General features: G+C 73.9%; 18 protein-coding genes. 11 read left to right on the top strand and 7 right to left on the bottom strand.

All coding sequences use genetic code 11. From position 1 onward, the window contains the following. Positions 1-33: 33 nt before the first annotated feature. Positions 34-819, bottom strand: coding sequence for an amino acid ABC transporter ATP-binding protein (locus AC3IX6_RS09100; RefSeq protein ID WP_266903977.1), 786 nt, complete (start codon positions 817-819; stop codon positions 34-36). 284 nt (positions 820-1,103) lie between these two features. Here AC3IX6_RS09100 and AC3IX6_RS09095 point away from each other — a divergent pair, with 284 nt between their 5' ends. Continuing rightward, the gene (locus tag AC3IX6_RS09095) at positions 1,104-1,865 is read left to right on the top strand and encodes a response regulator transcription factor (RefSeq protein WP_489369717.1); all 762 of its coding nucleotides are present in this window, start codon (positions 1,104-1,106) and stop codon (positions 1,863-1,865) included. A gap of 12 nt (positions 1,866-1,877) precedes the next feature. Next, a complete protein-coding gene (locus tag AC3IX6_RS09090) occupies positions 1,878-3,296 on the top strand; it encodes a sensor histidine kinase (protein WP_489369716.1) in 1,419 nt (472 codons plus the stop codon). 40 nt (positions 3,297-3,336) lie between these two features. Here the strand turns inward: AC3IX6_RS09090 and AC3IX6_RS09085 are convergent, their stop codons facing one another. From AC3IX6_RS09085 to AC3IX6_RS09075, 3 genes are all read right to left on the bottom strand, one after another. Continuing rightward, complete coding sequence (locus AC3IX6_RS09085) at positions 3,337-6,375, bottom strand: alpha-mannosidase (RefSeq protein ID WP_489369715.1); 3,039 nt, start codon at positions 6,373-6,375, stop codon at positions 3,337-3,339. Continuing rightward, the gene (locus tag AC3IX6_RS09080) at positions 6,375-8,465 is read right to left on the bottom strand and encodes an endo-beta-N-acetylglucosaminidase (protein WP_489371382.1); all 2,091 of its coding nucleotides are present in this window, start codon (positions 8,463-8,465) and stop codon (positions 6,375-6,377) included. Before AC3IX6_RS09080 ends, AC3IX6_RS09085 begins: the two co-directional genes overlap by 1 nt. Before the next feature lie 370 nt (positions 8,466-8,835). Then, positions 8,836-10,122 carry a glycoside hydrolase 5 family protein gene (locus AC3IX6_RS09075; RefSeq protein ID WP_489369714.1) on the bottom strand — a complete coding sequence of 429 codons (1,287 nt, stop codon included), beginning with the start codon at positions 10,120-10,122 and terminating at the stop codon, positions 8,836-8,838. Positions 10,123-10,370: 248 nt separating this feature from the next. Here AC3IX6_RS09075 and AC3IX6_RS09070 point away from each other — a divergent pair, with 248 nt between their 5' ends. The 3 genes from AC3IX6_RS09070 (at position 10,371) to AC3IX6_RS09060 (ending at position 16,849) form a co-directional block, all read left to right on the top strand. After that, positions 10,371-14,699 carry a glycoside hydrolase family 38 N-terminal domain-containing protein gene (locus AC3IX6_RS09070; RefSeq protein WP_489369713.1) on the top strand — a complete coding sequence of 1,443 codons (4,329 nt, stop codon included), beginning with the start codon at positions 10,371-10,373 and terminating at the stop codon, positions 14,697-14,699. Between the two features lie 8 nt (positions 14,700-14,707). Then, a complete protein-coding gene (locus tag AC3IX6_RS09065) occupies positions 14,708-15,826 on the top strand; it encodes a LacI family DNA-binding transcriptional regulator (RefSeq protein WP_489369712.1) in 1,119 nt (372 codons plus the stop codon). Positions 15,827-15,931: 105 nt separating this feature from the next. Beyond that, entirely contained in the window at positions 15,932-16,849 is a 918-nt protein-coding gene (locus AC3IX6_RS09060) for an ROK family protein (protein WP_489371381.1), read from the top strand. Between the two features lie 29 nt (positions 16,850-16,878). Here the strand turns inward: AC3IX6_RS09060 and AC3IX6_RS09055 are convergent, their stop codons facing one another. Then, positions 16,879-17,874, bottom strand: a complete 996-nt coding sequence (locus tag AC3IX6_RS09055) for a TAXI family TRAP transporter solute-binding subunit (RefSeq protein ID WP_489369711.1) — start codon at positions 17,872-17,874, stop codon at positions 16,879-16,881. 112 nt (positions 17,875-17,986) lie between these two features. Here AC3IX6_RS09055 and miaB point away from each other — a divergent pair, with 112 nt between their 5' ends. Beyond that, entirely contained in the window at positions 17,987-19,498 is a 1,512-nt protein-coding gene (gene miaB, locus AC3IX6_RS09050) for a tRNA (N6-isopentenyl adenosine(37)-C2)-methylthiotransferase MiaB (RefSeq protein WP_489369710.1), read from the top strand. 133 nt (positions 19,499-19,631) lie between these two features. Continuing rightward, on the top strand, positions 19,632-20,339 hold the full coding sequence (locus AC3IX6_RS09045) for a class III extradiol ring-cleavage dioxygenase family protein (RefSeq protein WP_489369709.1): 708 nt from the start codon (positions 19,632-19,634) through the stop codon (positions 20,337-20,339). Between the two features lie 100 nt (positions 20,340-20,439). On the opposite strand, the gene AC3IX6_RS09040 is transcribed toward AC3IX6_RS09045, so the two are convergent. Together AC3IX6_RS09040 and AC3IX6_RS09035 are read right to left on the bottom strand one after the other, a co-directional pair. After that, entirely contained in the window at positions 20,440-20,685 is a 246-nt protein-coding gene (locus AC3IX6_RS09040) for an antitoxin (RefSeq protein WP_266881466.1), read from the bottom strand. A 22-nt stretch (positions 20,686-20,707) separates the two neighbouring features. Beyond that, a complete protein-coding gene (locus tag AC3IX6_RS09035) occupies positions 20,708-20,926 on the bottom strand; it encodes a gliding motility protein (RefSeq protein ID WP_489369708.1) in 219 nt (72 codons plus the stop codon). A gap of 174 nt (positions 20,927-21,100) precedes the next feature. Here AC3IX6_RS09035 and miaA point away from each other — a divergent pair, with 174 nt between their 5' ends. The 4 genes from miaA to AC3IX6_RS09015 all read left to right on the top strand — a co-directional run bounded on the left by miaA (position 21,101) and on the right by AC3IX6_RS09015 (position 25,898). Next, positions 21,101-22,039: a tRNA (adenosine(37)-N6)-dimethylallyltransferase MiaA gene (miaA, locus tag AC3IX6_RS09030; protein WP_489369707.1), complete on the top strand. Its 939-nt coding sequence runs from the start codon at positions 21,101-21,103 to the stop codon at positions 22,037-22,039. Between the two features lie 126 nt (positions 22,040-22,165). Next, positions 22,166-22,753, top strand: a complete 588-nt coding sequence (locus AC3IX6_RS09025; RefSeq protein WP_489369706.1) for a hypothetical protein — start codon at positions 22,166-22,168, stop codon at positions 22,751-22,753. 47 nt (positions 22,754-22,800) lie between these two features. Beyond that, positions 22,801-23,676 carry a diaminopimelate epimerase gene (gene dapF / locus AC3IX6_RS09020; protein WP_274549853.1) on the top strand — a complete coding sequence of 292 codons (876 nt, stop codon included), beginning with the start codon at positions 22,801-22,803 and terminating at the stop codon, positions 23,674-23,676. Between the two features lie 140 nt (positions 23,677-23,816). After that, positions 23,817-25,898: a RelA/SpoT family protein gene (locus tag AC3IX6_RS09015; RefSeq protein WP_489369705.1), complete on the top strand. Its 2,082-nt coding sequence runs from the start codon at positions 23,817-23,819 to the stop codon at positions 25,896-25,898. Positions 25,899-26,008 lie beyond the last annotated feature (110 nt).

Below are 26,008 nucleotides of genomic sequence, written 5' to 3'. Positions count from 1 at the left end.
GATCCGTCACCGGATCACTACCAGATGCGAAGGTCAGTGGTGCAGGATCTTCGAGAGGAAGTCCTTGGCGCGGTCGCTCCGCGGGTTGCTGAAGAACTGCTCGGGCGTGGCCTCTTCGACGATCTTTCCGTCGGCCATGAAGACAACCCGGTTGGCGGCTGAGCGGGCGAAGCCCATCTCGTGCGTGACGACGACCATGGTCATCCCTTCCCGGGCGAGCTGCTGCATGACCTCCAGCACCTCATTGATCATTTCCGGGTCGAGGGCCGAGGTCGGCTCGTCGAAGAGCATCACCTTCGGGTCCATCGCCAGGGCGCGCGCGATCGCCACGCGCTGCTGCTGACCGCCCGAGAGCTGCGCCGGGTACTTGTCGGCCTGCGAGCCGACACCCACCCGGTCGAGGAGGGACTTGGCCTTCTCCAGCGCCGCCGCCTGGTCCGCCTTGCGGACCTTGAGCTGGCCCAGCATCACGTTCTGCAGCACCGTCTTGTGCGCGAAGAGGTTGAACGACTGGAAGACCATGCCCACATCGGCGCGCAGCTTCGCCAGCGCCTTGCCCTCCGACGGCAGTTGCTTGCCGTCGAGGGTGATGCTGCCCGAATCGATCGTCTCCAGGCGGTTGATGGTCCTGCACAGCGTGGACTTGCCCGACCCCGAAGGGCCGATCACCACGACGACCTCACCGCGGGCAATGCTCAGATCGATGTCCTGAAGCACGTGCAGCGCGCCGAAGTGCTTGTTGACGTTGCTCAGCACGACCAGGTCGTCCGCGGCACCGGCCGCGTCCCGCACGTCCTTGGTCACTGATACTCCGCTCATCGGCTTGTGGCTCCGTCCTCCTCGGTTGGGAGGACAGTAGTGACGTGGCGCGCACAGCGTCAGTACATCTGAGGGAGAATTGAGCATAACGATCCGGCCTCGCACCGATACGCTCCGTACCCGCGGGCGTCCCGCACCGGCCGTGGCAGTACCGGGTCCATAACGGAACCCCCGACGGGCCGGAACCGTCTTGACGTGGGAGTCCGCATCGGCGTGGATGCTTGGTGGCCCATGATGTCCGCCATGCGAACGCGAAGAGATCAAGAGATGGAGAGGGGGACGACATGAGACTGCTGCTCGTCGAGGACGACGACCACGTCGCCGCCGCCCTGTCCGCGATCCTCGCCCGGCACGGCTTCAAGGTCACCCATGCCCGCAGCGGCGAGGAGGCCCTGCAGGCCCTGCTGGCAGCGGGAACACCGCCCCAGGCCTCCCCGTACGGGGTGATCCTGCTCGACCTCGGCCTGCCCGACCAGGACGGCTACGAGGTGTGCGGCAAGATCCGCAAGCGCACCAGCACGCCCGTCATCATGGTCACGGCGCGGGCCGACGTGCGCTCCCGCATCCACGGGCTCAACATGGGCGCCGACGACTACGTCACCAAGCCCTACGACACCGGCGAACTGCTCGCCCGCATCCACGCGGTGGCCCGCCGTACCGGCGCCTCCGAGGAGAGCGCCGCCGCCGGCCCCGCGGGCACGCCCGGCGTGGTCCGGCTCGGGACCGTCGGCATCGAGCTCTCCACCCGCCGGGTCAGCGTGGACGGCGTCGACGTGGCGCTGACCCGCAAGGAGTTCGACCTGCTGGCGCTGCTCGCGCAGCGCCCCGGCGTGGTCTTCCGCCGCGAGCAGATCATCAGTGAGGTCTGGCGCACCAGTTGGGAAGGCACCGGCCGGACCCTTGAGGTGCACGTGGCCTCGCTGCGGTCCAAGCTGCGCATGCCGGCGCTCATCGAGACCGTCCGCGGCGTGGGGTACCGGCTCGTCGTACCGCCCGCCCCGGCCGCGCCCGCGCCGCCCGCCGCCTCCGCCCCGCCCGCCGTCTAGCGGCCACCCGTCGTGCGCGCCCGTCTGCTCCCGCTGCTCGTCGTCCTGATGGCGGGCGTCCTGATCGCCCTCGGCTTCCCGCTCGCGGTGGCCCTCGCGGCCGGGCAGCAGCAGCGGGTGGTCGTCGACCGGATCGACGACAGCGCCCGCTTCGCCGCGCTCGCCCAGTTCGTGATCGACGCCGAGGGCTCGAAGTCCGGCGGAGCCGGCGAACGCCGCGAAACCCTCCAGCACGAACTGGCCCGCTACCAGGACCTGTACGGGATCCGCGTCGGCATCTTCCGCCGGGACGACAACGCCATTGCCCGGTCCCCCAGCTGGTGGGAGCTGCCGGAGCGGGGCGAGGGGCGCGACGCGTTCATCGAGGCGCTCGCGGGACGGCGCAGCCACGACCCCGGCCAGGTGTGGCCCTGGCAGATCCACGGGAAGATCCTCGTAGCCTCCCCGGTCGTCCTCGACGGGGACGTGGTCGCCGTGGTCGCCACCGAGTCGCCCACCGACCAGATGCGCTCCCGGATCCTGCGGGGCTGGCTGCTCATCGCCGCCGGGCTCGGCGCGGCCATGCTCGTGGCCTTCGGCGCCGCCCTGCGGCTGACCAGCTGGGTGCTCAAGCCCGTGCAGACCCTGGACGCCGCCGCCCACGGCATCGCCACCGGGCGGATGAACTCCCGCGTCGCGGCGGGCGGCGGCCCCCCGGAACTCAGGCGCCTGGCCCGCTCGTTCAACGAGATGGCCGACAACGTCGAAGAGGTGCTGGAACAGCAGCGGGCCTTCGTCGCCGACGCCTCCCACCAGCTGCGCAACCCGCTCGCCGCACTGCTCCTGCGGATCGAGCTGCTCGCCCTGGAACTGCCCGAGGGCAACGAGGAGATCGCCTCCGTACGGACCGAGGGAAAGCGCCTGACCCAGGTCCTGGACGACCTGCTCGACCTGGCCCTGGCCGAGCACGCCGCCGCCGAGATCAGCCTGATAGACATCGCGGGGCTGGCCGCCGAGCGGGTGACGGCCTGGCGCCCGTTCGCCGAGGAGAAGGGCGTGCGGCTGACCGGGACGGGACGGACCGCCGCCACCGGCTGGGCCGACCCGATCGCGCTCTCCAGCGCGCTCGACGCCGTCATCGACAACGCCCTCAAGTTCACTCCGGAGGGTGAGGACGTCGAGGTGGCGCTCTCCGTGGACGGCGACCGGGTGCTGATCGTGGTCGCCGACCGGGGCCCCGGGCTCACCGAGGAGGAGCTGCAGCGGATCGGTGACCGGTTCTGGCGCAGCGGACGCCACCAGAACATCAAGGGCTCCGGGCTGGGCCTGTCCATCTCCCGCATCCTGCTCGCGGCGGGCGGCGGGTCCCTCTCCTACGAGAAGAACCCGCCGCACGGGCTGCGCGTGACGGTGGCCGTCCCGCGCACCGATCCCGCCGCCCTGCCCGATTGAACCGCTGGGGCCGAGCGAACCCCTAGGGCCGAGTGAACCCCTAGGGCCGAGTGAACCGCAGGGTCACCAGCTCGAACGGACCGAGCCGTACGTCGGCCGGCGCGCCGGAGGCCGCCACCAGCGCGGGGGCTTCGGCCAGCGGCCGCTCCAGCAGGTCCGTGGCGCGGACGCCGGTGTGCTCGAAGTCCAGGGTCAGCCGGGCCGCGGCCCGGCCGCCCGTGGTCTCGTACAGCCGGACCACCAGGTCGCCGCTGCCGTCGTCGGCGAGTTTGACCGCCGAGACGGCCACCTTCTCGTTGTCGACGCGGACCAGCGGGGCCGTCTCCCGGGTGCCGGTCAGCCGGCGCTCGGGCAGGTTGATCGCGAAGCCCTCGCGGACCGCGTCCCCGATCGAGGCGCCCGGCACCAGCGCGTAGCCGAACCGGTGCGGGCCCTGGTCGGTCTCCGGGTCCGGGAAGCGCGGGGCCCGCAGCAGCGACAGCCGGACCGTGGTCGTCGTACCGCCGTCGGCCCGGACGTCGCGGGTGACATCGTGCCCGTACATCGAGTCGTTGACGATCGCGGCGCCCCAGCCGGGCTCCGCGACGTGCAGGAAGCGGTGGTGGCAGGCCTCGAACTTGGCCGCCTCCCAGCTGGTGTTGGTGTGGGTGGGGCGGTAAAGGTGCCCGAACTGCGTCTCGGACGCGTACCGGTCGGCGTGCACGTCCAGCGGGAAGGCCGCCTTCAGGAACTTCTCCGTCTCGTGCCAGTCCACCTCGGTGTCGATGTCGAGCCGGCCCAGCCCCGCCCGCAGGGTCAGGCGCTGCACCACCCGCGAGGAGCCGAAGGAGCGCGCCACCGTCACCGTCGCGGCACCCGCATCCTCCGTGAGGGTGACCGAGTCGGCCTCGGTGAGGTCGGTGACCGTGTTCCGGTAGAAGGAGTCCACGTCCCAGGCGTCCCACATGTTCGGGAAGTCCGGGTGGATCTGCAGCAGGTTCGCCGCGTGCCCCGGGGCCACCGACTCGCGGCCGGCGACCAGGTCGCAGGCGGAGACCACCAGGCCCCGAACGTCGACCTCCACCCGCAGCCGGGAGTTTTCGAGGGTGAAGCCGCCCCCGGCGCGCGGACCGGCCGAGACCTGCCCCACCGGGACGCCGAGCGGGGCGCTGCCCCCGGCCGGGACCCCGGCGCGGGCGTGCGGGGCGGCGTTGAAGACCAGCTCGCGGCCGCCCTCGGGGTCGCCCGCCAGGGCCCGCTGGGCCGCGGTGACGATCCCGGTCAGCTCCTCGGCGAGCGCCGCGTAGGTGGCCTCCGCCTCCCGGTGCACCCAGGCGATCGAGGACCCGGGCAGGATGTCGTGGAACTGGTGGAGCAGCACCGTCTTCCAGATCCGGTCCAGCTCCTCGTACGGGTACGGGAACCCGGCGCGGACCGCCGCGGTCGCCGCCCACAGCTCCGCCTCGCGCAGCAGGGACTCGCTGCGCCGGTTGCCCTGCTTGGTCTTGGCCTGGCTGGTCAGCGTGGCCCGGTGCAGCTCCAGGTAGAGCTCGCCGACCCACACGGGCGGGTCCGGGTACTCGGCCTGCGCCTTGTCGAAGAAGGCGGCCGGGGACTCCCACACCACCTGCGCCGAGCCCTCCAGGTCCCGCAGCCGGCGGGCCTTCGCGATCATCTCCCGGGTCGTGCCGCCGCCGCCGTCGCCCCAGCCCGTCGGCGCGAGGGAGTGCCGGGCCGCGCCCTTGTCCTTGAAGTTGCGGGCCGCGTGCGCGATCTCCCGGCCGTCCACCGAGCAGTTGTAGGTGTCGACCGGCGGGAAGTGCGTGAAGATCCGGGTCCCGTCGATGCCCTCCCACTGGAAGGTGTGGTGCGGGAACGCGTTCACCTGTGACCAGGAGATCTTCTGCGTCAGCAGCCGCTTGGACCCGGCCGCCTTGATGATCTGCGGCAGCCCGGCGGCGAAGCCGAAGGTGTCGGGCAGCCAGGCCTCGTCGTTCTCGATGCCGAACTCCTCCAGGAAGAAGCGCTTCCCGTGGGTGAACTGACGGGCCATCGCCTCCGACCCCGGCATGTTGGTGTCCGACTCCACCCACATGCCGCCCGCCGGCACGAACCGGCCCTCCGCGACCGCCTTCTTGACCTTCGCGTACACCTCCGGCCGGTGCTCCTTGATCCAGGCGTACTGCTGCGCCTGCGACATGGCGAAGACGAAGTCCGGCTCGCCCTCCAGCAGCGAGGTCATGTTCGACGTCGTCCGGGCCACCTTGCGCACCGTCTCGCGCAGCGGCCACAGCCACGCCGAGTCGATGTGCGCGTGTCCGACCGCGCTGATCCGGTGCGCGGAGGCGTCGGCGGGCGCGGAGAGCACCCCGGTGAGCTCGGCGCGGGCGGCGCCCGCCGTCGCGTTCACCGCTTGCAGGTCCAGGGCGTCCAGGCAGCGTTCGACCGCGCGCAGCAGCTCCCAGCGCCGGGCCCCGTCCACGGGCAGTTCGGCCATCAGCTCGCCGAGCACCTCCAGGTCGATGACCAGCTCCCACACCGTCCGGTCGAAGACGGCCAGTTCGACGCGGGTCAGGCGGTACTGCGGCTCGTCCCCGGCGGTGTGCCGGTCGCCCAGGCCCGTCGGCCGGAACGGCTCGACGTCCAGGATCACCGGGTTGGAGGCGGCCTCCAGGTGCCATTCCACCCGCTCGCCGCCCGCCACCGGGCCCTCGGCGACCCGGACCCACTGGTTGCGCGGGTTGATCGCCTTCAGCGGGGAACCCTCCGGGGTGTACACCAGGGCCTCGCACTGGAAGCCGGGCATCCGCTCGTCGAAGCCGAGGTCGATGACGGCCTCCACCTCCCGGCCCGCCCAGTGCGCGGGCACCGTCCCGGTCGCCTTGAACCAGGTCGTGTCCCAGGGCGCGCCCCAGGCGTCGCCGACGGCGGCCGGGCCGTGCGGGGCCGCGAGGCCCTCGGCCACCGGGACCGGCTCGCGGCCCGGCGCGGTCCAGGCCTCGATGGTCAGCGGCGCGGTCAGGGGGTACACGGCAGGGCGGATCCGCTCGTCGAGGACCCGCTTGAGGCGTCCCTCCAGCACTGCGCGGTCGTCATGCATCAGAGGGCTCCAGTCCAGGTGAGGGTGGTACGGGCGGGGGCGGAGACGGCGTACAGCTCGTCCACGGCCCGGATGTCGAAGACGGCCGCCTTCTCCCGGCCGGCGCGCTCGACGGCCGGCAGGAAGAGGGCCGTGCCGCAGGTGCCGCCGAGGAAGCGGCGGGTGCCGTCCGGCAGGACGCGGGACACCTCGTAATGGCGGACGGGCCCGGCGGCCCGCTTCCAGGCCAGCCGGACGGCCGCCTTGCCGGACTGCTCGGAGGAGGCGGACACGGCCGGTGTGCCCGGAGTCGCCGGGCGGGGCCGCGCGGCGGCCTCGCGCACCGTCAGTGCGCCGAGCCGCCAGCGCACCGGCTCCTTCCCGCGCCGGGTGATCCGTACGGCCAGACCGTGGGCGGTCTCGCCCGCCAGGTCCGACAGCCGGACCCTGGTCGTGCGCCACCCCTGCCCGGTCCCGAGCGTCTGCGCCTTCAGCCAGGTGTACGGGATCTCCTGCCCCGGGCCGGACGGCTCGCGGGTGGCCACGCCGAGCTCGACCGTCACCGGGCCCGCCTCGGTGGCGTGCACCAGCTCCACGACGCAGGAGCGGGTCAGGGGCAGCCGGGTCGAGTGCAGGGCTATCGCGGCCGGGGCGGTGAGCCCGCCGGTGACGAGGAGGCTGGAGCCGCCGCGCCAGGCGCGGGCGAAGTCGAGGGTGACCTCGGGGCGGGTCCCGCTGGTGTGCACGGCCCAGCGGCGGCCCGGGAGCCGGTCCTGGAGGCCGAGGTGGTTCCATCCGGTGTCGGAGACGGGCTCGCCGTTCTCGTACCAGCGTTCCCCGTGCCCGGTGTTGAAGGAGCAGGCGAAGGGCAGCGCGGTCACGGTGGACCGGTCGGCGACGACGGTGGCGGGGGCCCGCCAGGGGTCTCCGGGGGAGGGGTGGGCGGGGTCCAGGGACTCGCCCGTCCAGAACCGGTCGTCGGCGCGGTGGAAGGCGCCGGGGGAGCGGTCCGCGAGGTGGCCCAGCGTCCACTCGGGCCGGTAGAAGCCGTAGGAGACGATGTGCTCGCTCCCGCGCGGGACGATCGCCTCCCAGTCCACCCGGGAGTTCCAGCCGTTGGACTCCGTGTCCACGGCCGCCCACAGCTCGTGGCGGCTGCGGCCGAGCCGGTCGGCGAGGGCGCCGGAGGCGGCGAGCTTCGCCGGGGTCCAGCGGAAGTCCACGAACATCGTGTCCGCGACCCTGCCGCGGCGGTCCTCGTAGAACTCCTGGTTGAGCTCGTTCAGCGCGCCCTGCCAGCCGACCCCGCCGGTGGAGTTCATCGCGTCGTACCAGGTGATGCCGAGGCCGTGCGGTTCGCCGGCGGCGCGCAGGGCCCGCAGGAACCGCTGCGTCCGCGCGGCGAGTTCGCTGTCGCCGCCCTCGGTCTCGGCGTTGACGAACCAGCCGTCGAACCCGTACGCCCGCGCCACCTCCACCAGCTTCTCGGCGACCGGGAACCGGCCGAGGGAGTCCTGTTGGACCAGATCGCGGGTCCACCGGAGGTCGCCGCCGTAGGGCACGGGCGGCAGGAACACGTTGCCCATCACCCGGACGCCGTTGCGGTGCGCCGCGTCGGTGACGGGCGCGTTCGGGGCGAGCACGATGCCCTCGGCGGAGGAGCCGCCCCAGAAGACCAGCTCGTCGATGTACGCCCAGTGGGTGAGGGCGTAGTAGTCGGCGGTGGGCGAGCCCTGGGCCGGATTGCCGGCCGTGTTCCCGAAGGAGACGAGCGAGGCGATACGGGCCTGGCCGGCGCGCGCCGTGGTGTTCGGCGGCACCGGGGTGAAGCGGGGCGCCAGCGCAACGGTGGCGGTGTTGTGGGCCAGATCGGGGTCGGACTCCGGGGTCCACCGCATCAGGGAGCGCCAGGTGATCCCGGGACCCGGGGTCCCGGCGGGCAGCGAGTCGGGGAACCAGTACGAGGCGTACGGGGCGAGTCCCGCCGGGAGTTCGACCGGTGCGGGGCCGGTGCCCGGGGCCGGTGCCGGGGCCGTGGGGGCTGCCGCCGCCGGGCCGGCTGCCGTGCAGAGCAGGGTGGCTGCCCCGGCCCCCGCTCCGGCGAGCAGCATTCCGCGCCGGGTCGGGCGCGGGGAGGCGGGGCGGGGTCCGGGCCGGTGGGGGTCGGACTGGTGGGCGGTGCGAGGGTCGACGCCGTTGTCGATCTCGGACATGAGGGGTTCTCCTCCGTAGCGGCCGGTGCGGGCCGGGTCGGGGCCCGTGGGGCGGTGCGGTGCGGTACGGGGGCCCGTGGGGCGGTGCGGTGCGGTACGGGGGCCCGTGGGGCGGTGCGGTGCGGTACGGGGGCCCGTGGGGCGGTGCGGTGCGGTACGGGGGCCCGTGGGGCGGTGCGGTGCGGTGCGGGGGCCGGGCGTGGGCGGGGCCGGGGGTTGGCGGGGCCCGGCGGGGGTCCGGTGGGCCCACCGGGCGCCGTGGGCCCGGTCAGGCCCCGGTGTGGACGTCGGACACGTGCAGTACCTCGGTGATGCCGCGGGCGGCCAGGTGCTCCGCGTCCCCGGCCAGCTCCGCCAGGACCACCGCCGGCCGCACCCCCTGGGCGGTGAGCGCCGCCCAGGCTTCGAAGAAGGCCCCGCCGGGGGCGCACACCGAGCGGTTCGGCGCGGACTCGGCGCCGCCGACGTCCACGGCGAGCGCCGCCCGGCGCACCGCCGGGCGGTGCTCGCGGCCCCGCCACTCCCCGGTGATCCGGGCGATCACCTCTCCGGCGGGCTTGGTCCGGCGGTCGTTGGTGAGCAGGCCGAGGCCGTACTCCAGCTCGGGGAAGTCCGCGAGCTCCCGGGACACGTCGTGCGAGCACCACCAGGTCACGCCCCACAGGCCGGGGCAGTCCAGGGCGTTCGCCACGGTCGCCTCGGTGAAGGAGGCCGCGTGCTCGGGCTGGATCAGCGGCGCGGGCGCGCCCACCTCCTGGAGCCAGACCGGGCGGTGCGGATCGCGGGCCCAGGCCTTGGAGAGCTCGATCAGGTACGCGGCGTGGTGCTCGGTCGCGGTGCCGGTCCGGCCGTGGCGCTGGGCGGTGCCGTTGAACACCCAGGAGTGCACGGCGGTCGCGGCGCCGAGACGGGCCGCCTGGGCCACGGTGAAGGGGTGGCCGTCCTGGTACCAGGCGGCGTCGTACTCCGCGTGCAGGTGCATGCGGCCCGGCGCGCCCGCCTCGCAGGCGGCGAGCATCCGCTCCAGCCAGCGACCGGCCTGCTCCTGGGTGATGCGGTCGGGGGAGGGGTGCGGATCGTCGGAGAACTGGTTGATCTCGTTGCCGACCGTCATGCCCAGGAAGTTCGGCCGGTCCGCGAGGGCGGCGGCCAGCGTGCGCAGGTACTCCTCCTGCCCGGCGACGACCTGCGGATCGCTGAAGATGTTGCGCCGGTGCCAGGTGCCGGTCCACGCGGGCAGGAAGTCGAAGCTCGACAGGTGGCCCTGGAGCCCGTCCACGTTGACGTCGAGCCCGCGCTCGGCGGCCGCGTCGGCGAGCGCGACGAGCTGCTCGACGGCCCGCGGCCGGATCAGCGTCCGGTTCGGCTGGAACACCGGCCACAGCGGGAAGACCCGTACGTGGTCCAGGCCGAGGCCGGCGATCGAGTCGAGGTCGGCCTTGACCTCGTCGAGGTCGAAGTCGAGCCAGTGGTGGAACCAGCCGCGCGTCGGCGTGTAGTTGGCGCCGAAACGCAGGGCGCGGGCGGGTGCGGGGGCGGCGTTGCCGTCGTGCATGAAGGGTCCTGGAGTTCAGGGGGAATTCGCGGGATGCCCACAACCTGCCGCCTGTGCGGGGGATAAGTCAACAGCAGTATCAACTCCGAACGTCCCGACTTGGCGGGATGAAAGTCCTGACCTCCGAGGCTCTGGTACTTATGCGCTTCAGGCCAGTTGACAGACGGGTTCTGGTCGCCCGAAGCTAAGCGCACTAATGCGGTTTAGTTGTTGATGAGCGGTGTTGTCCCACAGGGAAGTGTGCAGAAATGGACAGCGGAATTACCATCACGACGGTCACCACCCCGGCCCTCTTCGCGGGCCCGCCGGAAAACCCCTCGCAGATCGTCCGGGTCCGCATCCGCAGGGCCCGTCCGGCCGGCCCGTTGCACGTGGCGGTGCACGGCGAGGGCATCGCCACCCCGCACGCGCGCATCGTGCGGGCCGACGCCGCCGAGGCCTACGCCGGCACCGATGCCCGCGCCGATCTGGCCGGGTCCGGCCCCCGGCCCGTCCCGGAGTCCACCGTCGAGGTCGCCGTCCGCACCCCGGGCGCCGCCCCCGGGACCGTGCTGCCCGCCACCGTCCGCGTCACCACCCCCGACGGGCGGCCGCTCGCCGAGCTGCCCTTCGGCCTGGCCGTCGCCGAACCCGGCTGGACCGTCCGGCTGGTCCCGCACTTCCACTACGACCCCATGTGGTGGAACACCCAGGCCGCCTACACCGCCCTCTGGGACGCCCCGCTGAAACCCGGCGAGGCCGAACGCGGCTGGGAGTACACCGGCGTCCCGGCCTTCACCCTGATCCCGCTCCACCTCCAGCAGGCGCGCGAGGACCCCGCGTACCGCTTCGTGCTCTCCGAGGTCGACTACCTCAAGCCCTACTGGGACACCCACCCCGCCGAACGCGCCGAGCTGCGCGCGCTCATCGCCGAAGGCCGCGTGGAGATCGTCGGCGGCACCTACAACGAGCCCTCCACCAACCTCACCTCCGCCGAGACCACCATCCGCTCCGCCGTCCACGGCCTCGCCCTGCACCGCGGCACCCTCGGCGCCGACCCGCGCACCGCCTGGCAGCTCGACGTCTTCGGCCACGACCCCTCCTTCCCCGCCCTGATGGCCGGCGCCGGACTCGACTCCGCCGTCCTGGCCCGCGGCCCCCACCACCAGTGGGGCCCGATGATGGACACCTGGGGCGACGAGCTGCGCGCCCCCGCCGCCATGCAGCTGCCCGCCGAGTACGAGTGGATCGCCCCCGGCGGACAGGGCCTGCTCCTGCACTACCTGCCCGCGCACTACTCCGCCGGCTGGTTCTCCCACCAGGCGCCGGACGCCGAGGCCGCCGCCGAACAGCTGCTGGACCTGTACGAGCTGCTGCGCACCGCCGCCGCGACCAAGAACGTCCTGATCCCGATGGGCACCGACTTCTCCTGGCCGCACCGCTGGGGCCTGGACGTCCAGCACGCCTGGAACCGCCGCTACTGCTGGCCCCGCATGGAACACACCGGCCCGCGCGCCCACTTCGACGCCGTCCGCGCCGAACTCGCGGCGCGCGGCGAGCAGCCGCTGCCGGTCACCCGGGAGATGGGCCCGGTCTACACCGGCAAGGACGTCACCTACGCCGACGTGAAACAGGCGCACCGGGCCGCCGAGAACCTCCTCGAACAGGCCGAGACCTTCGCCGCCCTCGCCTGCGCCGAAGGCCTGACCGACTACCCCGCCCGGACCCTGTCCAAGGCCTGGCGCCACCTGCTGCACGCCGCCCACCACGACGCCGTCACCGGGACCTTCTCCGACCAGGTGTACCTCGACCTGCTCCCCACCTGGCGCGAGGCCGCCGAACTGGCCGACGGCGTACGGGAGGAGGCGCTCGCCGCGCTCACCGCCGCGGCCGACACCCGGGGCCCCGGACCGCTCGCCGTCACCGTGTACAACCCGGTCTCGTGGACCCGTACCGACCTGGTCCGCACCCGGGTCGAGCTGGCGGCGCTCGGCCTCGCCGATGCCCGCGACGCCCGCCTGATCACCGTCCTGGACGAGGTGGGCCGGGCTGCGCCCGTGCACGTCGAGGCCGTGGCCGGCGGGACCGCCGAGGTGGCCTTCCTCGCCGGGGACGTGCCCTCGCTCGGCCACCGGACCTGGTGGCTCGCGGCGTCGGAGCCGCCGTGTTCGGGCGGGTGGGAGCCCGCGCCCGGGCACACCGCGGAGAACGAGTTCCTGCGCGCCGAGGCCGATCCCGCGCGCGGCGGCGGACTGGCCCGGCTGCTGGACCGGCGCACCGGGCAGGAGATCCTCACCCCCGGCGAGGTGGACGAGCTCGTCGTGCAGGAGGAGTACGACAAGCACCCCTACTTCGAAGAGGGCCCCTGGCACCTGCTGCCCAAGGGCCCGGGCACCGGTTCGGGCGCCGGGCCCGCCGAGTCCTGCCGCGCGGAGCGCGGGCCGCTCGGTTCGCGCATCGTGGCCACCGGGCGCACCGGGCCCGTCCGCTGGACCCGGACCACCACCCTGTGGAACGGCCTGGACCGGGCGGAACTCACCACGACGGTGCACGCCTTCGAAGGCTCCGACCAGCTGCTGCGGCTGCGGATCCCGGCCGACGTGCCCGGGGCGCTGCCGGTCGCCGAGACGGCCGCCTCCGCAGTGGGGCGCGGGTTCGCCTTCCCCGAGGCGGACACCGGGGCCGACCACACCCGGGCCCCCTGGACCCTGGACAGCCCCTGCCTGAACTGGTTCGCGCTGTCGGCCCCGATGACCGGGCCGGGCGGCCGGGCCCTGGGCGCGGCGGAGATCGTCCTCCCGGACGCGGGGCTGCGTGATCAGTACAGGGCCGAGGGGCTGCGGGAGCTGGTCACCGCCCTCGGCAGGCACGGGGTCACCGCGACCCCGACCCGGGCGGCCGGGCCGCGCTGGGGCGACCTCGCGGTGGACAGCAGCCTGCCCGACGTCCGCATCGCACTCGGCGGCCCCGGGGAGAACCCCTTCACGGCGGCGCTGCTGGAGTCGGCCGGTCCCGCCCACGAGAAGGCCCTGCGCGAAGCCCTACGGGAACACGGGCAGGTCTGGGTGGCGGCCCGGGCGGGGCTCCGCTCGCTCTGGAGCCCCGGCTGCGATCTGACGGGCCTGCGGGACCTGCCGGTCCTGGTCCACGCCGGCCCCCCGGAGCAGCTCGCCCGGGCCGTCGCCGCGTCGGGCCGGATCGACGCCGTGGCTCCGGTGGGCGAGGCGCCGGCCCGGTCGGACGGCGAGGCCCCGGCCCGGTCGGACGCAGCGGGCGCGCACGAGGCGGCGTACCCGCGCGAGGAGCCGTACGCCGACCGCACCGTCGGGATCCTGGTGCGCGGCACGCCCAGCTTCGCCGTCGACACCGCCGGGCGGCTGCACAGCACCCTGATGCGGTCCTGCACCGGCCGCCCGAGCGGGGAGTGGATGGACCCGCCGCGGCGCACCGCCCCCGACGGCAGCTCCTTCCAGCTCCAGCACTGGACCCACGTCTTCGAGCACGCACTGGTCGCGGGCTCCGGGGACTGGCGGGCGGTGGACCTCGCGCGCCGCGGACGGGAGTTCAACAAGCCGCTCACCGCCATCGTGGCCGCCCCCGCCGAGGGACCCCGGCCGCCCGCGCGCTCGCTGCTCGGGGTGGAGCCGGCCGACCGGGTGCTGATCGAGTCGGTGAAGCGGGCCGAGGGCTCCGGCGACCGCGGCGACCTCGCCGTCCGGCTGCGCGAGACGCACGGCCGCCCGGTGATGGCGGAGACCCTGTGGCCGACGGATCCGGCGGCCGAGGCCGATCTGCTGGACCGCCCCACCGGGTTCTTCGAGGGGCAGGTCCAGGGCGCCGCGACGACCACGCTCCTGCTGCTCACGGAATCCGGCATGCCGCTGCGGGAGGGCGAACGGGAGGCGCACCAGCCGGTGTTCAGCCGGTACTGGCTGCACAACACCGGGACCGCGCCGCTCGGCGACGCCCCGTACACGGTGACGTGTGACGGGATCCCCGCCGGTGCCACGGTCACCCTCGCCGCCCACGGACGGGCGGACGGCGGCCCGGTCGCGCTGGAGGTCCGGGCCCCGGCGGGCTGGACGACCTCCTGGACCCGGCGGCGGGCCGAGCTCCCGGCCGGCGGCCACCTCTCCTTCCCGCTCACCGTGGAGCCCGCCACCGGAGCGGAACCCGGCGAACACCTGGTCCGGATCCTCGCCACCACCCCGGCGGGCACCTTCGAGGACGTACTCGCCGTCACCGTCCCCGGCGGCCCGGCCGGAGTTCCGGCCGGGCTGTGGGTGGCCGCGCCCGAGGCCGCCGTCACCGTCGCCCCCGGCGGGCGGGCCCTCGTACGGGCCCGCATCGGCTCCACCGGCATCCGCACCCCCCTGACGGGGCAGGCGTACGCCGTCTCGCCCTTCGGCACCTGGGACATGACGGCCCCCGCCGTCCTGCCCGTCGAGGTCCCCGCGGACGGCGAGGCCCAGGCCGTCTTCGAGCTGCGGCCGCCGCTCGCGACCCCCGCGGGGGAGTACTGGATCGTGGTCAAGGCGGTCTGTCAGGGCAGGATCGCGTACGGTCCGGCCATTGCCGTCCACGTCAGCGAGGGATGAGACAGGCCATGGCCCGCAGACCCACCATCAAGGACATCGCCCGCCAGGCCGGGGTGTCGGAGAGCGCCGTCTCCTTCGCGCTCAACAACCGGCCCGGGGTCTCCCAGGACACCCGCGCCCGCATCCGGCGGGTCGCCGAGGAGCTCGGCTGGCAGCCCAACAGCGCCGCCCGCGCCCTCTCCGGGGAACAGTCCGGCGCCGTGGGCCTGGTCCTCGCCCGGCCCGCGCACACCCTCGGCGTCGAGTCCTTCTTCCTCCAGCTCGTCTCCGGCATCCAGGAGGTGCTGGCCGCCGGCCGGATCGCCTTGCTCTTCCAGGTGGTCGAGGACCTCGACGCCGAATGCGCCGTCTACCGCCGCTGGTGGGCCGAGCGGCGCGTCGACGGGGTCGTCGTCGTGGACCCGAGGACCGACGACCCGCGCCCCGCGCTGCTCGAACAGCTCGGCCTGCCGGCCGTCACGGTGGGGGAGACGGGACCGGCCTGCGCCTCTCCCGACTCGGCCTCTCCCGACTCGGCCTCTCCTGGCTCCGCCGCCCCCGACTCCGCCTCTCCCGCCTCCGCCGCCCCCGGCGCCCTGTCCGCGGTCCGGGCCGACGACGCGGGCGCCATGGCGCAGGTGCTCGACCACCTGTACGGGCTCGGCCACCGCCGGATCGCGCACGTCGCGGGACTGCCCGGGCTCGCCCACACCGAGCGCCGGATCGCCTCGCTGCGCGCCGAGGCCGAGCGGCTGGGACTCGGCGCCGGACAGGTGCGCTCGGTCACCACCGACTACTCCGACGCCGAGGGGGCGGAGGCCACCCGGCGGATCCTCGCCGAGCCGGAGCCGCCGACCGCGATCGTCTACGACAACGACGTCATGGCGGTGGCCGGTGTGGCCGTCGCCTCCGAGCTGGGCATCCCGGTCCCGGGCGGGCTCTCCGTCGTCGCCTGGGACGACTCCGCGCTCTGCCGGGTCACCCGGCCCCGGCTCACGGCCCTGGTCCGCGACACCGCGGGCTTCGGACGGCTCGCCGCCGAGGAGCTCCTCGCCCTCCTCGCGGGGGGCCGGCCGAGGTCCCGCGAGAGCGAGCTGCCCAGGCTGGAGCCCCGTGAGAGTACGGCGCCGCCGCCGGCCGCATACTGAAACCGACCCCCTTCCTGGAGCGCCACCGTGACCACTCCCACCCCCACCTCCGCATTCCCCGCCCCCCGCGCCGGTGCGCAGGCCGACTCCGGCCCGACGGTCGCGATCGACATCGGCGGTACGAAGGTCGCCGGAGCGCTGGTGGACTCCGACGGCGCCATGACGGCCACCACCCGGCGGCCCACCCCGCGCGGCGCCGACGGGGACACCGTGTTCGCCGCCGTCGCGGAGGTCGTCGCCGAGCTCGCGGAGTCCCCGCTCTGGGCGTCGGCCGTCCGGTGCGGGATCGGCAGTGCGGGCCCGGTGGACACCGCGCGCGGCACGGTCAGCCCGGTCAACATCGGCGCCTGGCGGGGCTTCCCCGTGCAGGCCCGGGTGGAGGCCGAGCTCGCGCGGCACGGGGCGCGGATCCCCACGGTGCTGGCCGGCGACGGGGTGGCGATGACCGCCGCCGAGCACTGGCTGGGCGCCGCCCGCGGGCACGCCAACGCGCTCTGCATGGTGGTCTCCACCGGCGTCGGCGGCGGACTCGTCCTGAACAACCAGTTGCACCCCGGCCCCACCGGGAACGCGGGTCACATCGGCCACATCAGCGTCGCCTTCGACGGGGAGCCCTGCGCCTGCGGAGGCCGCGGCTGCGTGGAGTCCCTCGCCTCCGGCACCGCCATCGCGGCCTGGGCCCTGGCCCAGGGGTGGGTCCCGGCCGGGGACGCCACCGCGGCCGGGGTGGCCGTCGCCGCTGCCGCGGGCGATCCCGTCGCCCTGGCCGCCTTCGACCGCGCGGGCCGGGCGCTCGCAGCGGCCATCGCGGCCACCGCCACCCTCGTCGAGACCGACATCGCCGTCATCGGAGGCGGCGTCGCCGCCAGCGGGGACACCCTCTTCGGGCCGGTCCGCGCGCACCTGGCCTCGTACGCGACCCTGTCCTTCGTCAAGGACCTCCAGGTCGTCCCGGCGATGCTGGGCACCCACGCGGGCCTGATCGGGGCCGCCGCCGCGGCGACGATGCTGCTGAAGTCGTGAGGCGGCGTTTCAGGGCGTGAGACGGCGTCTCAGGGTTTGACGGAGCGGTAGTAGCGGGCCGCGCCCTCGTGCAGTTGCAGGGGATCCGTGTAGATCGCCGTCCTCAGGTCCACGAGCTGGGCGGCGTGCACCTTGGCCCCGATCTTGTCCCGGCTGTCGATCACCGTGCGGGTGAACTGCTCCGTGAGCTCGGTGCCCGCGTCCTCCCGGGTCACCAGCAGGTTCGGCACCGCGACGGTGGACACCGCCGAGTTGCTGCGGGCACGGTCGTAGGCGTCCTGGGGCATCACCGCGGCCCGGTAGTACCGCGCGGGGCTGCCGCTGGCCTGCAGCGCCTCCACCAGGTCGCCGAGCTGCACGAGCCGGATCTCGAACCGCTCCGAGAGCTCCTTCACGGCAGTGGTGGGCAACCCGCCCGACCAGAAGAAGGCGTCGATCCGACCGGCCTCCAGCTCCGCCGGCACGGTGTCGATGCCGATGGCCACCGGGGTGACGTCGCGCACCGGGTCCAGTCCCGCCGCCCTGAGCATGCGCTCCGCGATCAGCCGCACCCCCGAGCCCTCCTGGCCGACGGCGACCCGCTTGCCCCGCAGGTCCCGGGTGGACTGGACGGGCGAGCCGGCGGGCACCACGAGCTGGACGTAGTCGTCGTAAAGGCGGGCCAGGGCCCGCAGCCGCTCCGCCCCGGGCTTCCGGTCGACCTGGTACTTGGCCACGGCGTCGGCCGTCGCCACCGTGAAGTCGGCCTCGCCGGCGGCCACCCGCTGCAGGTTCTGCTGCGAGCCCTCGCTGGTCTTCAGGCGGACCCGCAACCCGGGCACGTCCTCGGCGAGCGCCTGCTCCAGCAGCAGTCCGTAGCGGTGGTAGACCCCGTTCTGGACTCCGGTGCTGAGGGTGATCCCACCCGTGAGCTCCGGCCGGCCGAAGGGCCGCAGCCACCAGACGAGCGCGCAGAGCACCGCCAGTACGGCCACCAGGGCCCGCAGGGCACGGCGCCTGCTGATCCGGGGCGGTACGAGAGGCATGGCCGCGATCCTGCCACCGACCGGCCCTCCTGTCACGGCCCGCCCGGCCCCGCGGACCCGCTCCGGCACGCACCCGGCCCGGGCCGCCACGCCCGACCCTTACCCTTGCTGAGTGAGCACCGAGAGCGGCGAGGCGACTGTTGTGAAAACGTACGAGGTCCGGACGTACGGCTGTCAGATGAACGTGCACGACTCCGAGCGGCTGTCCGGCCTGCTGGAGGACGCCGGGTACGTCCGCGCGCCCCAGGGCTCCGACGGTGACGCCGACGTCGTCGTGTTCAACACCTGCGCCGTCCGCGAGAACGCCGACAACAAGCTCTACGGCAACCTCGGCCGGCTCGCGCCGATGAAGACCAAGCGCCCCGGCATGCAGATCGCCGTCGGCGGCTGTCTCGCGCAGAAGGACCGCGACACCATCGTGGACCGCGCCCCCTGGGTCGACGTGGTCTTCGGCACGCACAACATCGGCAAGCTGCCCGTCCTGCTGGAGCGCGCGCGCATCCAGGAAGAGGCGCAGATCGAGATCGCCGAATCGCTGGAGGCCTTCCCCTCCACGCTCCCGACCCGGCGCGAGTCCGCGTACGCCGCCTGGGTCTCGATCTCCGTCGGCTGCAACAACACCTGCACCTTCTGCATCGTCCCGGCGCTGCGCGGCAAGGAGGAGGACCGCCGTCCCGGCGACATCCTCGCCGAGGTCGAGGCGCTCGTCGCCGAGGGCGTCTCCGAGATCACCCTGCTCGGCCAGAACGTCAACGCCTACGGCTCCGACCTGGGCGACCGCGAGGCGTTCTCCAAGCTGCTGCGCGCCTGCGGAGCCATCGAGGGCCTGGAGCGGGTCCGTTTCACCTCCCCGCACCCGCGCGACTTCACCGACGACGTGATCGCGGCGATGGCCGAGACCCCGAACGTCATGCCGCAGCTGCACATGCCGATGCAGTCCGGATCGGACACCATCCTGAAGGCGATGCGCCGCTCGTACCGCCAGGAGCGCTTCCTCGGCATCATCGAGAAGGTCCGCGCCTCCATCCCGCACGCCGCGATCTCCACCGACATCATCGTGGGCTTCCCCGGTGAGACGGAGGAGGACTTCCAGCAGACCATGCACGCGGTGCGCGAGGCGCGCTTCGCGAACGCCTTCACCTTCCAGTACTCCAAGCGCCCCGGGACCCCGGCCGCCGACATGGAGGGGCAGATCCCCAAGGAGGTCGTCCAGGAGCGGTACATGCGCCTGGTCGCCCTCCAGGAGGAGATCTCCTGGGACGAGAACAAGAAGCAGGTCGGCCGGACCCTGGAGGTCATGGTCGCGGAGGGCGAGGGCCGCAAGGACGGGGCCACGCACCGGTTGTCCGGGCGGGCCCCCGACAACCGCCTGGTCCACTTCACCAAGCCGGACGGCGAGGTCCGCCCGGGTGACGTGGTGACGGTCGAGATCACCTACGCGGCCCCCCACCACCTCCTCGCGGAGGGCCCGACGGGGGCGGTACGCCGTACCCGTGCCGGCGACGCCTGGGAGAAGCGCAACGCGGCTCCGGCCCAGCCGAAGGGCGTCCTCCTCGGCATCCCGACCCTGGGCGTCCCGGCCCCCCTCCCGGCCACGACGTCGGGCTGCGCCAGCCCTTCATAACGCGCCGCACGTCCTTTTGACGCGCCGCCGCCGGACGGAGTCCGGCGCAGCGGGGCGAAGCCCGCGCAGCGGTGCGAGCTTCGCGTCAAGAAGGAGCGCGTCAAGAAGGAGCGGGGCGGCTACGCTGCGGATCATGCTCGTAGCCGCCGCCGTCTGCCCCGCCCCGCCGATGCTCCTCCCGGAGCTCGCCACGGGAGCCGCCGCCGAACTCGGCGACGCCCGGACCGCGTGTTCCGACGCGCTGTCCGTGCTCGCCGCCTCCCGGCCCGACCTGCTCGTCGTGGTCGGAGCCTGCGACCCCGACCACCACGGCGCCTACCCCCAGGGCTCCCGCGGCACCTTCCGCGGATTCGGCGCCGGGGCCGACGTACGGCTGGGCGAGGGCGAGGAGGGGCCGCGGCTGCTGCCCACCCCGCTCGCGGTCGGCGCCTGGCTGCTCGGCCGGGCGGGCTGGGGCGCCGCGCCCCTGGAGGGGTTCGGGGTCGCCGGGCCGCTGGACACCGGGCGGTGTCTGGAGGCCGGCCGGGAGCTCGCCGCACGCGAGGAGCGGGTCGCCCTGCTCGTGATGGGTGACGGCAGCGCCTGCCGGTCCCTCAAGGCCCCCGGTTACCTCGACGAACGCGCCGCCGCCTTCGACGCCGAGGCCGCCCGCGCGCTCGGCGCCGCCGACCTGCCCGCCCTCGCCGCCCTCGACGCGGAACTCGCCGCCGAGCTCCAGGCCGCCGGACGGGCCCCCTGGCAGGTGCTCGCGGGCGCCGCCGAGGGTGCGGGGCTGGACGGACGACTGCTGTACGAGGACGCCCCGTACGGGGTCGGGTACTTCGTCGCCGCCTGGTCGTAGCGGCGGTAGCAACGCACGCGGGGAACGGAGAAGGGGCGCAGCACCGAGTGGTGCTGCGCCCCTTCCGTGATGCCGGTGAGTCCGGGGTTCCGGGACCGCGTCAGGAAGCGGCCGGCGGCGTCGGCCCGCCGGGAGCGTCCTTGTGCGCGATCTTGCCCAGGGCATCCTTCGCCTTGTCCGCGCCGCTAGAGATCTGGCCGCTGTACTTGCCCTTGGTCTTGGAGTCGACGGCCTTGGCCACCTTCTCCAGATTCTGGGTGATCTTGCCCTCGTGCTGTGCAGCGAGGTCGCCGACCTTGTCCTTGGCGGGCGCGAGCTTGGCCTTCAGATTGTCCAGCAGGCCCATGGGTCACCTTCCAATAGCGAAGCTACGTACGGGCACCCTCTGCGGCCTCGCTGTCCGCGGTGGTCTGCGCCGACTGCTGCTTCGGGATCTCGACGGCTTCCACCGCCGCGCTCTCCTCCGCCACAGCCTGCTCGGTCCCGGCCTCGTCGGCCGTCGCGGACTCCACCGTCAGATCCGCGGAAACGGCCTCTTCGGTCGTCGCCTGGGTCTTGCGGCCGAGAAGCCGGTCCAAAATGCCCATGTCTACTCCTATAACGTTACTCGTGTGAGTGAAGTTCCGCCGTGGACGGGCCGCCGTACGGCAGGCGCGCGCCCGGCCGGAACCCCGCCAAGGCAACGACCCCGGCCCGGTCCCGTCACGTAGCTCGATCGGGTACATGGCAGCGCCTTGACGAGGGGCTGCGAGACTGGTGCGGTGAGGAAAGCAGCCCCCGCCCCGCGGGTCATCGCCGTCGTAGGACCCACCGCGGCCGGAAAGTCCGATCTGGGCGTAGCCCTGGCCCGTCATTTCGACGGCGAAGTCGTCAACGCCGACTCGATGCAGCTGTACCGGGGGATGGACATCGGTACCGCCAAACTGACGACCGAGGAGCGCGGAGGGGTCCCGCACCACCTCCTCGACATCTGGGACGTCACCGAGACGGCGAGCGTCGCCGAGTACCAGCGCCTCGCCCGCGCCGAGATCGACAAGCTGCTCGCCCAGGGCCGTACGCCGGTCCTCGTCGGCGGTTCCGGCCTCTACGTGCGCGGCGCGCTCGACGCCATGGAGTTCCCCGGCACCGACCCCGAGGTCCGGGCCCGGCTGGAGGCCGAGGTCACCCTGCGCGGCCCCGGCGCCCTGCACGCCCGCCTCGCCGCCGCCGACCCGGCCGCGGCGCAGGCCATCCTGCCCAGCAACGGCCGCCGCATCGTGCGCGCGCTGGAGGTCATCGAGATCACCGGGCGGCCGTTCACCGCCAACCTGCCCGGCCACGAGTCCGTCTACGACACGGTCCAGATCGGCGTGGACGTGGCCCGGCCCGAGCTCGACGAGCGGATCGCGCTGCGCGTGGACCGGATGTGGGAGGCCGGGCTGGTGGACGAGGTCCGCACGCTGGAGGCCGCGGGCCTGCGGGGCGGAATCACCGCCTCCAGGGCGCTCGGCTACCAGCAGGTGCTGGCCGCCCTGGCCGGGGAGTGCACGGAGGAGGAAGCCCGCGCCGAAACGGTCCGCGCCACCAAGCGCTTCGCCCGCCGGCAGGACTCCTGGTTCCGCCGCGACCCGAGGGTGCACTGGCTCAGCGGGGCCGCCGAGGACCGATCGGAACTCGCCGGACTCGCGCAGTCGTTGGTCGAACGAGCGGTTACAGCCTGATCACGTGATGGCATCGGGACGCCCCGCACGCCCGTCCGGGGCCTGACGGCGTGCCATCATCAAACTTCCGCCGGTGCCGTCACCGGCGGTGAACGGCGGCGTACGAAGTCCAAGTGGGGAGGGCGCGTGGCGATGGAGGCCGGCCCTCGTGACACCGGTCGGGACGACACCCGACGGGAAACGGACCCGATGCTTCACAGCACCCTCGCCGAAGGCGACGGCCCGCTCGGCGGAGCGCCGGGGGAAGCCGACGCCCTCGCCCTGCCCGCGGACGCGGACGGCCTCGGACTGCCTGCGGATCCCGCGCGGCTGACCCCCGACGGCCCGGACGCGCCGGACTCCGCCGAGGCGGAGGCCGCCGCCGCCCCCGCGTTCGAGGTGGAACTGCGCCCGCAGCGCCGGCTGAGGCTGTGGCAGATCGCCCCCATCGTCATGCTGGCCGCGGCCGGATCCCTGATGTTCGCCTTCCCGCTCGCCTTCGAGTTCGGCGACGGCGGAGCGGTCGTCGCCATGCTCGGATTCCTCATCAGCTGCTGCGCGGGCGGCTGGGGCATGATGGCCGCGCGCCGCGTGGGCTACGCCCTGCCGGGGCTCCCGGCCCGCGGCTCGGGGCAGCGCCCCGACTGGCGCCTCGCCCTGCTGTACGCGCTGTACGCGCTGGTCGCGCTGGGCGTCGTGGCGCTCGCGGTGTACCGGGTGGCCCGGCTCCGCTAGCTGAGCCGGCCCGGCCGTGCCGGGCACCGGCTCGGTACCATGGGCGGGTGACGCAGACCAGCCTCTCCTTCCTCAAGGGCCACGGCACCGAGAACGACTTCGTGATCGTCCCGGACCCGGACAACGCCATCGAGCTGCCGGCCTCCGCCGTCGCGCGGCTGTGCGACCGCAGGGCCGGGATCGGCGCCGACGGCGTGCTGCACGTCGTGCGCTCCGCCGCGCACCCCGAGGCCGCGCACCTGGCCGACGAGGCCGAGTGGTTCATGGACTACCGCAACAGCGACGGCTCCATCGCCGAGATGTGCGGCAACGGCGTCCGCGTCTTCGCCCGCTACCTCCAGCACGCCGGGCACGTGGAGCCGGGCGACCTGGCCGTCGCCACGCGCGGCGGGGTCAAGCGGGTGCACCTCGACAAGACCGGCGACGTGACCGTCTCCATGGGCCGCGCCGAGCTGCCCGAGGGCGAGGTCACCGTCTCCGTCGGCGACCGCTCCTGGCCCGCGCGCAACGTCAACATGGGGAACCCGCACGCGGTGGCCTTCGTCGACAGCCTGGACGACGCCGGGAAGCTGCTGGACCCGCCCCCGTACAGCCCGGCGTCCGCCTACCCGACGGGTGTCAACGTCGAGTTCGTCGTCGACCGCGGCCCGCGGCACGTCGCCATGCGCGTCCACGAGCGAGGCTCCGGCGAGACCCGCTCCTGCGGCACCGGCGCCTGCGCGGTCGCCGTGGCCGCCATCCGCCGCGACGGCGCGGACCCGGCCGTCACCGGCGCGCCCGCCACGTACACCGTCGATCTGCCCGGCGGCACCCTGGTCATCACCGAGCACCCCGACGGGCGGATCGAGATGACCGGACCCGCCGTGATCGTGGCCGAGGGCGAGTTCGATCCCGCCTGGCTCACCGAAACGGCTTTCGCCTGAAGCTTCCCTCTAATGGGTGATCCGTTTCACGCTGAGCGAGAGGTGGACTGCGCCACGTGGTGGGGTCGGTAGCATCAGGCACCGGCCCTGCGGGCGCACCCCATGCCCACCACCGCCGGTCGAAGCCGCCGGAGGTGCCCATGAGTGCAGAGGCCACGAACCCCGAAGCACGTCCCGAAGCGCTCCCCGAACTTCGCAGACGCGGCCGTACCAGGCTTGACCTGCGACGACTCGGACGCGCTGCGCTGCTCGGCCCCACGCCCCGGGACCGGCTGCCGGACGCCATCGGCCATGTCGCCGAAGCGCACCGCGCCCACCACCCCGACGCGGACCTGTCGCTCCTGCGCCGCGCGTACCTGCTCGCCGAGACCTCGCACCGCGGCCAGATGCGCAAGAGCGGTGAGCCGTACATCACACATCCGCTCGCCGTCACGCTCATCCTGGCCGAACTGGGCGCCGAAACCACGACGCTGACGGCCTCGCTCCTCCACGACACCGTCGAGGACACCGACGTGACCCTCGATCAGGTCCGCGAGGAGTTCGGCGACGAGGTCTGCTTCATCGTCGACGGGGTCACCAAGGTCGAGAAGATCGACTACGGCGCCGCCGCCGAGCCCGAGACCTTCCGCAAGATGCTCGTCGCCACCGGCAACGACGTCCGCGTGATGTCCATCAAACTCGCCGACCGGCTGCACAACATGCGCACCCTCGGGGTGATGCGGCCCGAGAAACAGGCACGCATCGCCAAGGTCACCCGCGACGTGCTCATCCCGCTCGCCGAACGGCTCGGCGTGCAGGCCCTGAAGACCGAGCTGGAAGACCTGGTCTTCGCGATCCTGCACCCCGAGGAGTACGAGCACACCCGCGCCCTCATCGCGGCCCACGCGGGCGAACGCGACCCGCTGCCCGCCATCGCCGACTCGGTACGGGCCGTCCTGCGCGACGCGGGCATCGCCGCCGAGGTGGTCGTGCGGCCCCGGCACTTCGTCTCCGTGCACCGGATCTCCCTCAAGCGCGGGGAGCTGCGCGGCTCCGACTTCGGCCGCCTGCTGGTCCTCGTAGGGGAGAACGCGGACTGTTACGCCGTGCTGGGGGAGCTGCACACCTGCTTCACCCCGGTCATCTCCGAGTTCAAGGACTTCATCGCCTCCCCGAAGTTCAACCTCTACCAGTCCCTGCACACCGCCTTCGCGACGCCCGAGGGGTACGTCGCCGAGGTCATCGTCCGGACCCGGCAGATGCACCGGGTCGCCGAGGCGGGCGTGGTCGCGCTCGGCAATCCGTACACCTCCCCGCAGCAGGCCGAGCCCGCCGACTGCGAGGAGGAGCGGGTCGACCCGACCCGGCCCGGCTGGCTGTCGCGGCTGCTCGACTGGCAGCAGTCGGCCCCCGACCCCGACACCTTCTGGGACGTCCTGCGCTCGGAGCTGGCCCAGGACCGGGAGATCACCGTGTTCCGGGCCGACGGGGGCACGCTGGGCCTGCCGGCCGGCGCCAGCTGTATCGACGCCGCCTACGCGCAGTACGGCGAGGCGGCCCACGGCTGTATCGGCGCCCGGGTCAACGGGCGCCTGACCTCCCTGTCCTCCCGGCTCTCGGACGGGGACACCGTCCAGCTCCTGCTCGCGCACGACGCCTCCTCGGGGCCCACCGCCGACTGGCTGGACCACGCCAAGACCCCGGCCGCCCGGATCGCCGTCAGCAGCTGGCTGGAGTCCCACCCCGACGGGGCCCGGCCCGCCGACGCCGCGCCCCGGCCGCCGCTCTCGGTGATCGGCCTCCGCAGCGGCGGGGGCAACGCCGTCGCCGACCTGCCCGACGCCACCGTGCGGCTCGCGGGCTGCTGCACCCCGGTCCCGCCGGACGCCGTCGAGGGGTTCGTCGTACGCGGCGGGGCCGTCACCGTGCACCGGGTCCACTGCGCGACCGTGGCCCAGATGCGGGCGGTGGGGCGCACCCCCGTCGCCGTGCACTGGCGGGCGACCGCGGACTGCCGGGTCACCCTGCTCGCCGAATCGTTCGGCCGCCCCCACCTGCTGGCCGATCTGACCGAGGCCATCGCCCGCGAGGGGGTCGAGGTGGTCTCCGCGACCGTGGAGCCGCCGGTCGAACAGCGGGTCCGGCACAGCTACACCCTGCAGCTCCCCGACGCGACGGGCCTCCCGGCGCTGATGCGGGCCATGCGGGACGTGCCGGGGGTCTACGACGTCAGCCGGGCGTAGCCCCCGGGGCCGTGCCGGGGGTCCGTGACGTCAGCCGGGCGTAGCCCGCCCGACCCCTTTCGGGTGGAGCCGTCGCGCGCCGTTCGCGGGCGCGTGGCGGGCGCTGATAA

This window comes from Streptomyces sp. GL_141 (assembly GCF_057834385.1).
The sequence above is the reverse complement of the archived record's forward strand: the minus strand, read 5'-3'. Positions and strand labels throughout refer to the sequence as shown.

Coding starts and splice junctions, on each gene's coding strand:
- AC3IX6_RS09095 (WP_489369717.1), top strand. CDS start 1,104: ATGAGACTGCTGCTCGTCGAGGACGACGACCACGTCGCCGCCGCCCTG.
- AC3IX6_RS09055 (WP_489369711.1), bottom strand. CDS start 17,874: ATGCCTCTCGTACCGCCCCGGATCAGCAGGCGCCGTGCCCTGCGGGCC.
- AC3IX6_RS09035 (WP_489369708.1), bottom strand. CDS start 20,926: ATGGGCATTTTGGACCGGCTTCTCGGCCGCAAGACCCAGGCGACGACC.
- AC3IX6_RS09015 (WP_489369705.1), top strand. CDS start 23,817: ATGAGTGCAGAGGCCACGAACCCCGAAGCACGTCCCGAAGCGCTCCCC.
- AC3IX6_RS09065 (WP_489369712.1), top strand. CDS start 14,708: ATGGCCCGCAGACCCACCATCAAGGACATCGCCCGCCAGGCCGGGGTG.
- AC3IX6_RS09100 (WP_266903977.1), bottom strand. CDS start 819: ATGAGCGGAGTATCAGTGACCAAGGACGTGCGGGACGCGGCCGGTGCC.
- AC3IX6_RS09045 (WP_489369709.1), top strand. CDS start 19,632: ATGCTCGTAGCCGCCGCCGTCTGCCCCGCCCCGCCGATGCTCCTCCCG.
- AC3IX6_RS09075 (WP_489369714.1), bottom strand. CDS start 10,122: ATGCACGACGGCAACGCCGCCCCCGCACCCGCCCGCGCCCTGCGTTTC.
- AC3IX6_RS09070 (WP_489369713.1), top strand. CDS start 10,371: ATGGACAGCGGAATTACCATCACGACGGTCACCACCCCGGCCCTCTTC.
- AC3IX6_RS09080 (WP_489371382.1), bottom strand. CDS start 8,465: ATGCTGCTCGCCGGAGCGGGGGCCGGGGCAGCCACCCTGCTCTGCACG.
- AC3IX6_RS09085 (WP_489369715.1), bottom strand. CDS start 6,375: ATGCATGACGACCGCGCAGTGCTGGAGGGACGCCTCAAGCGGGTCCTC.
- AC3IX6_RS09040 (WP_266881466.1), bottom strand. CDS start 20,685: ATGGGCCTGCTGGACAATCTGAAGGCCAAGCTCGCGCCCGCCAAGGAC.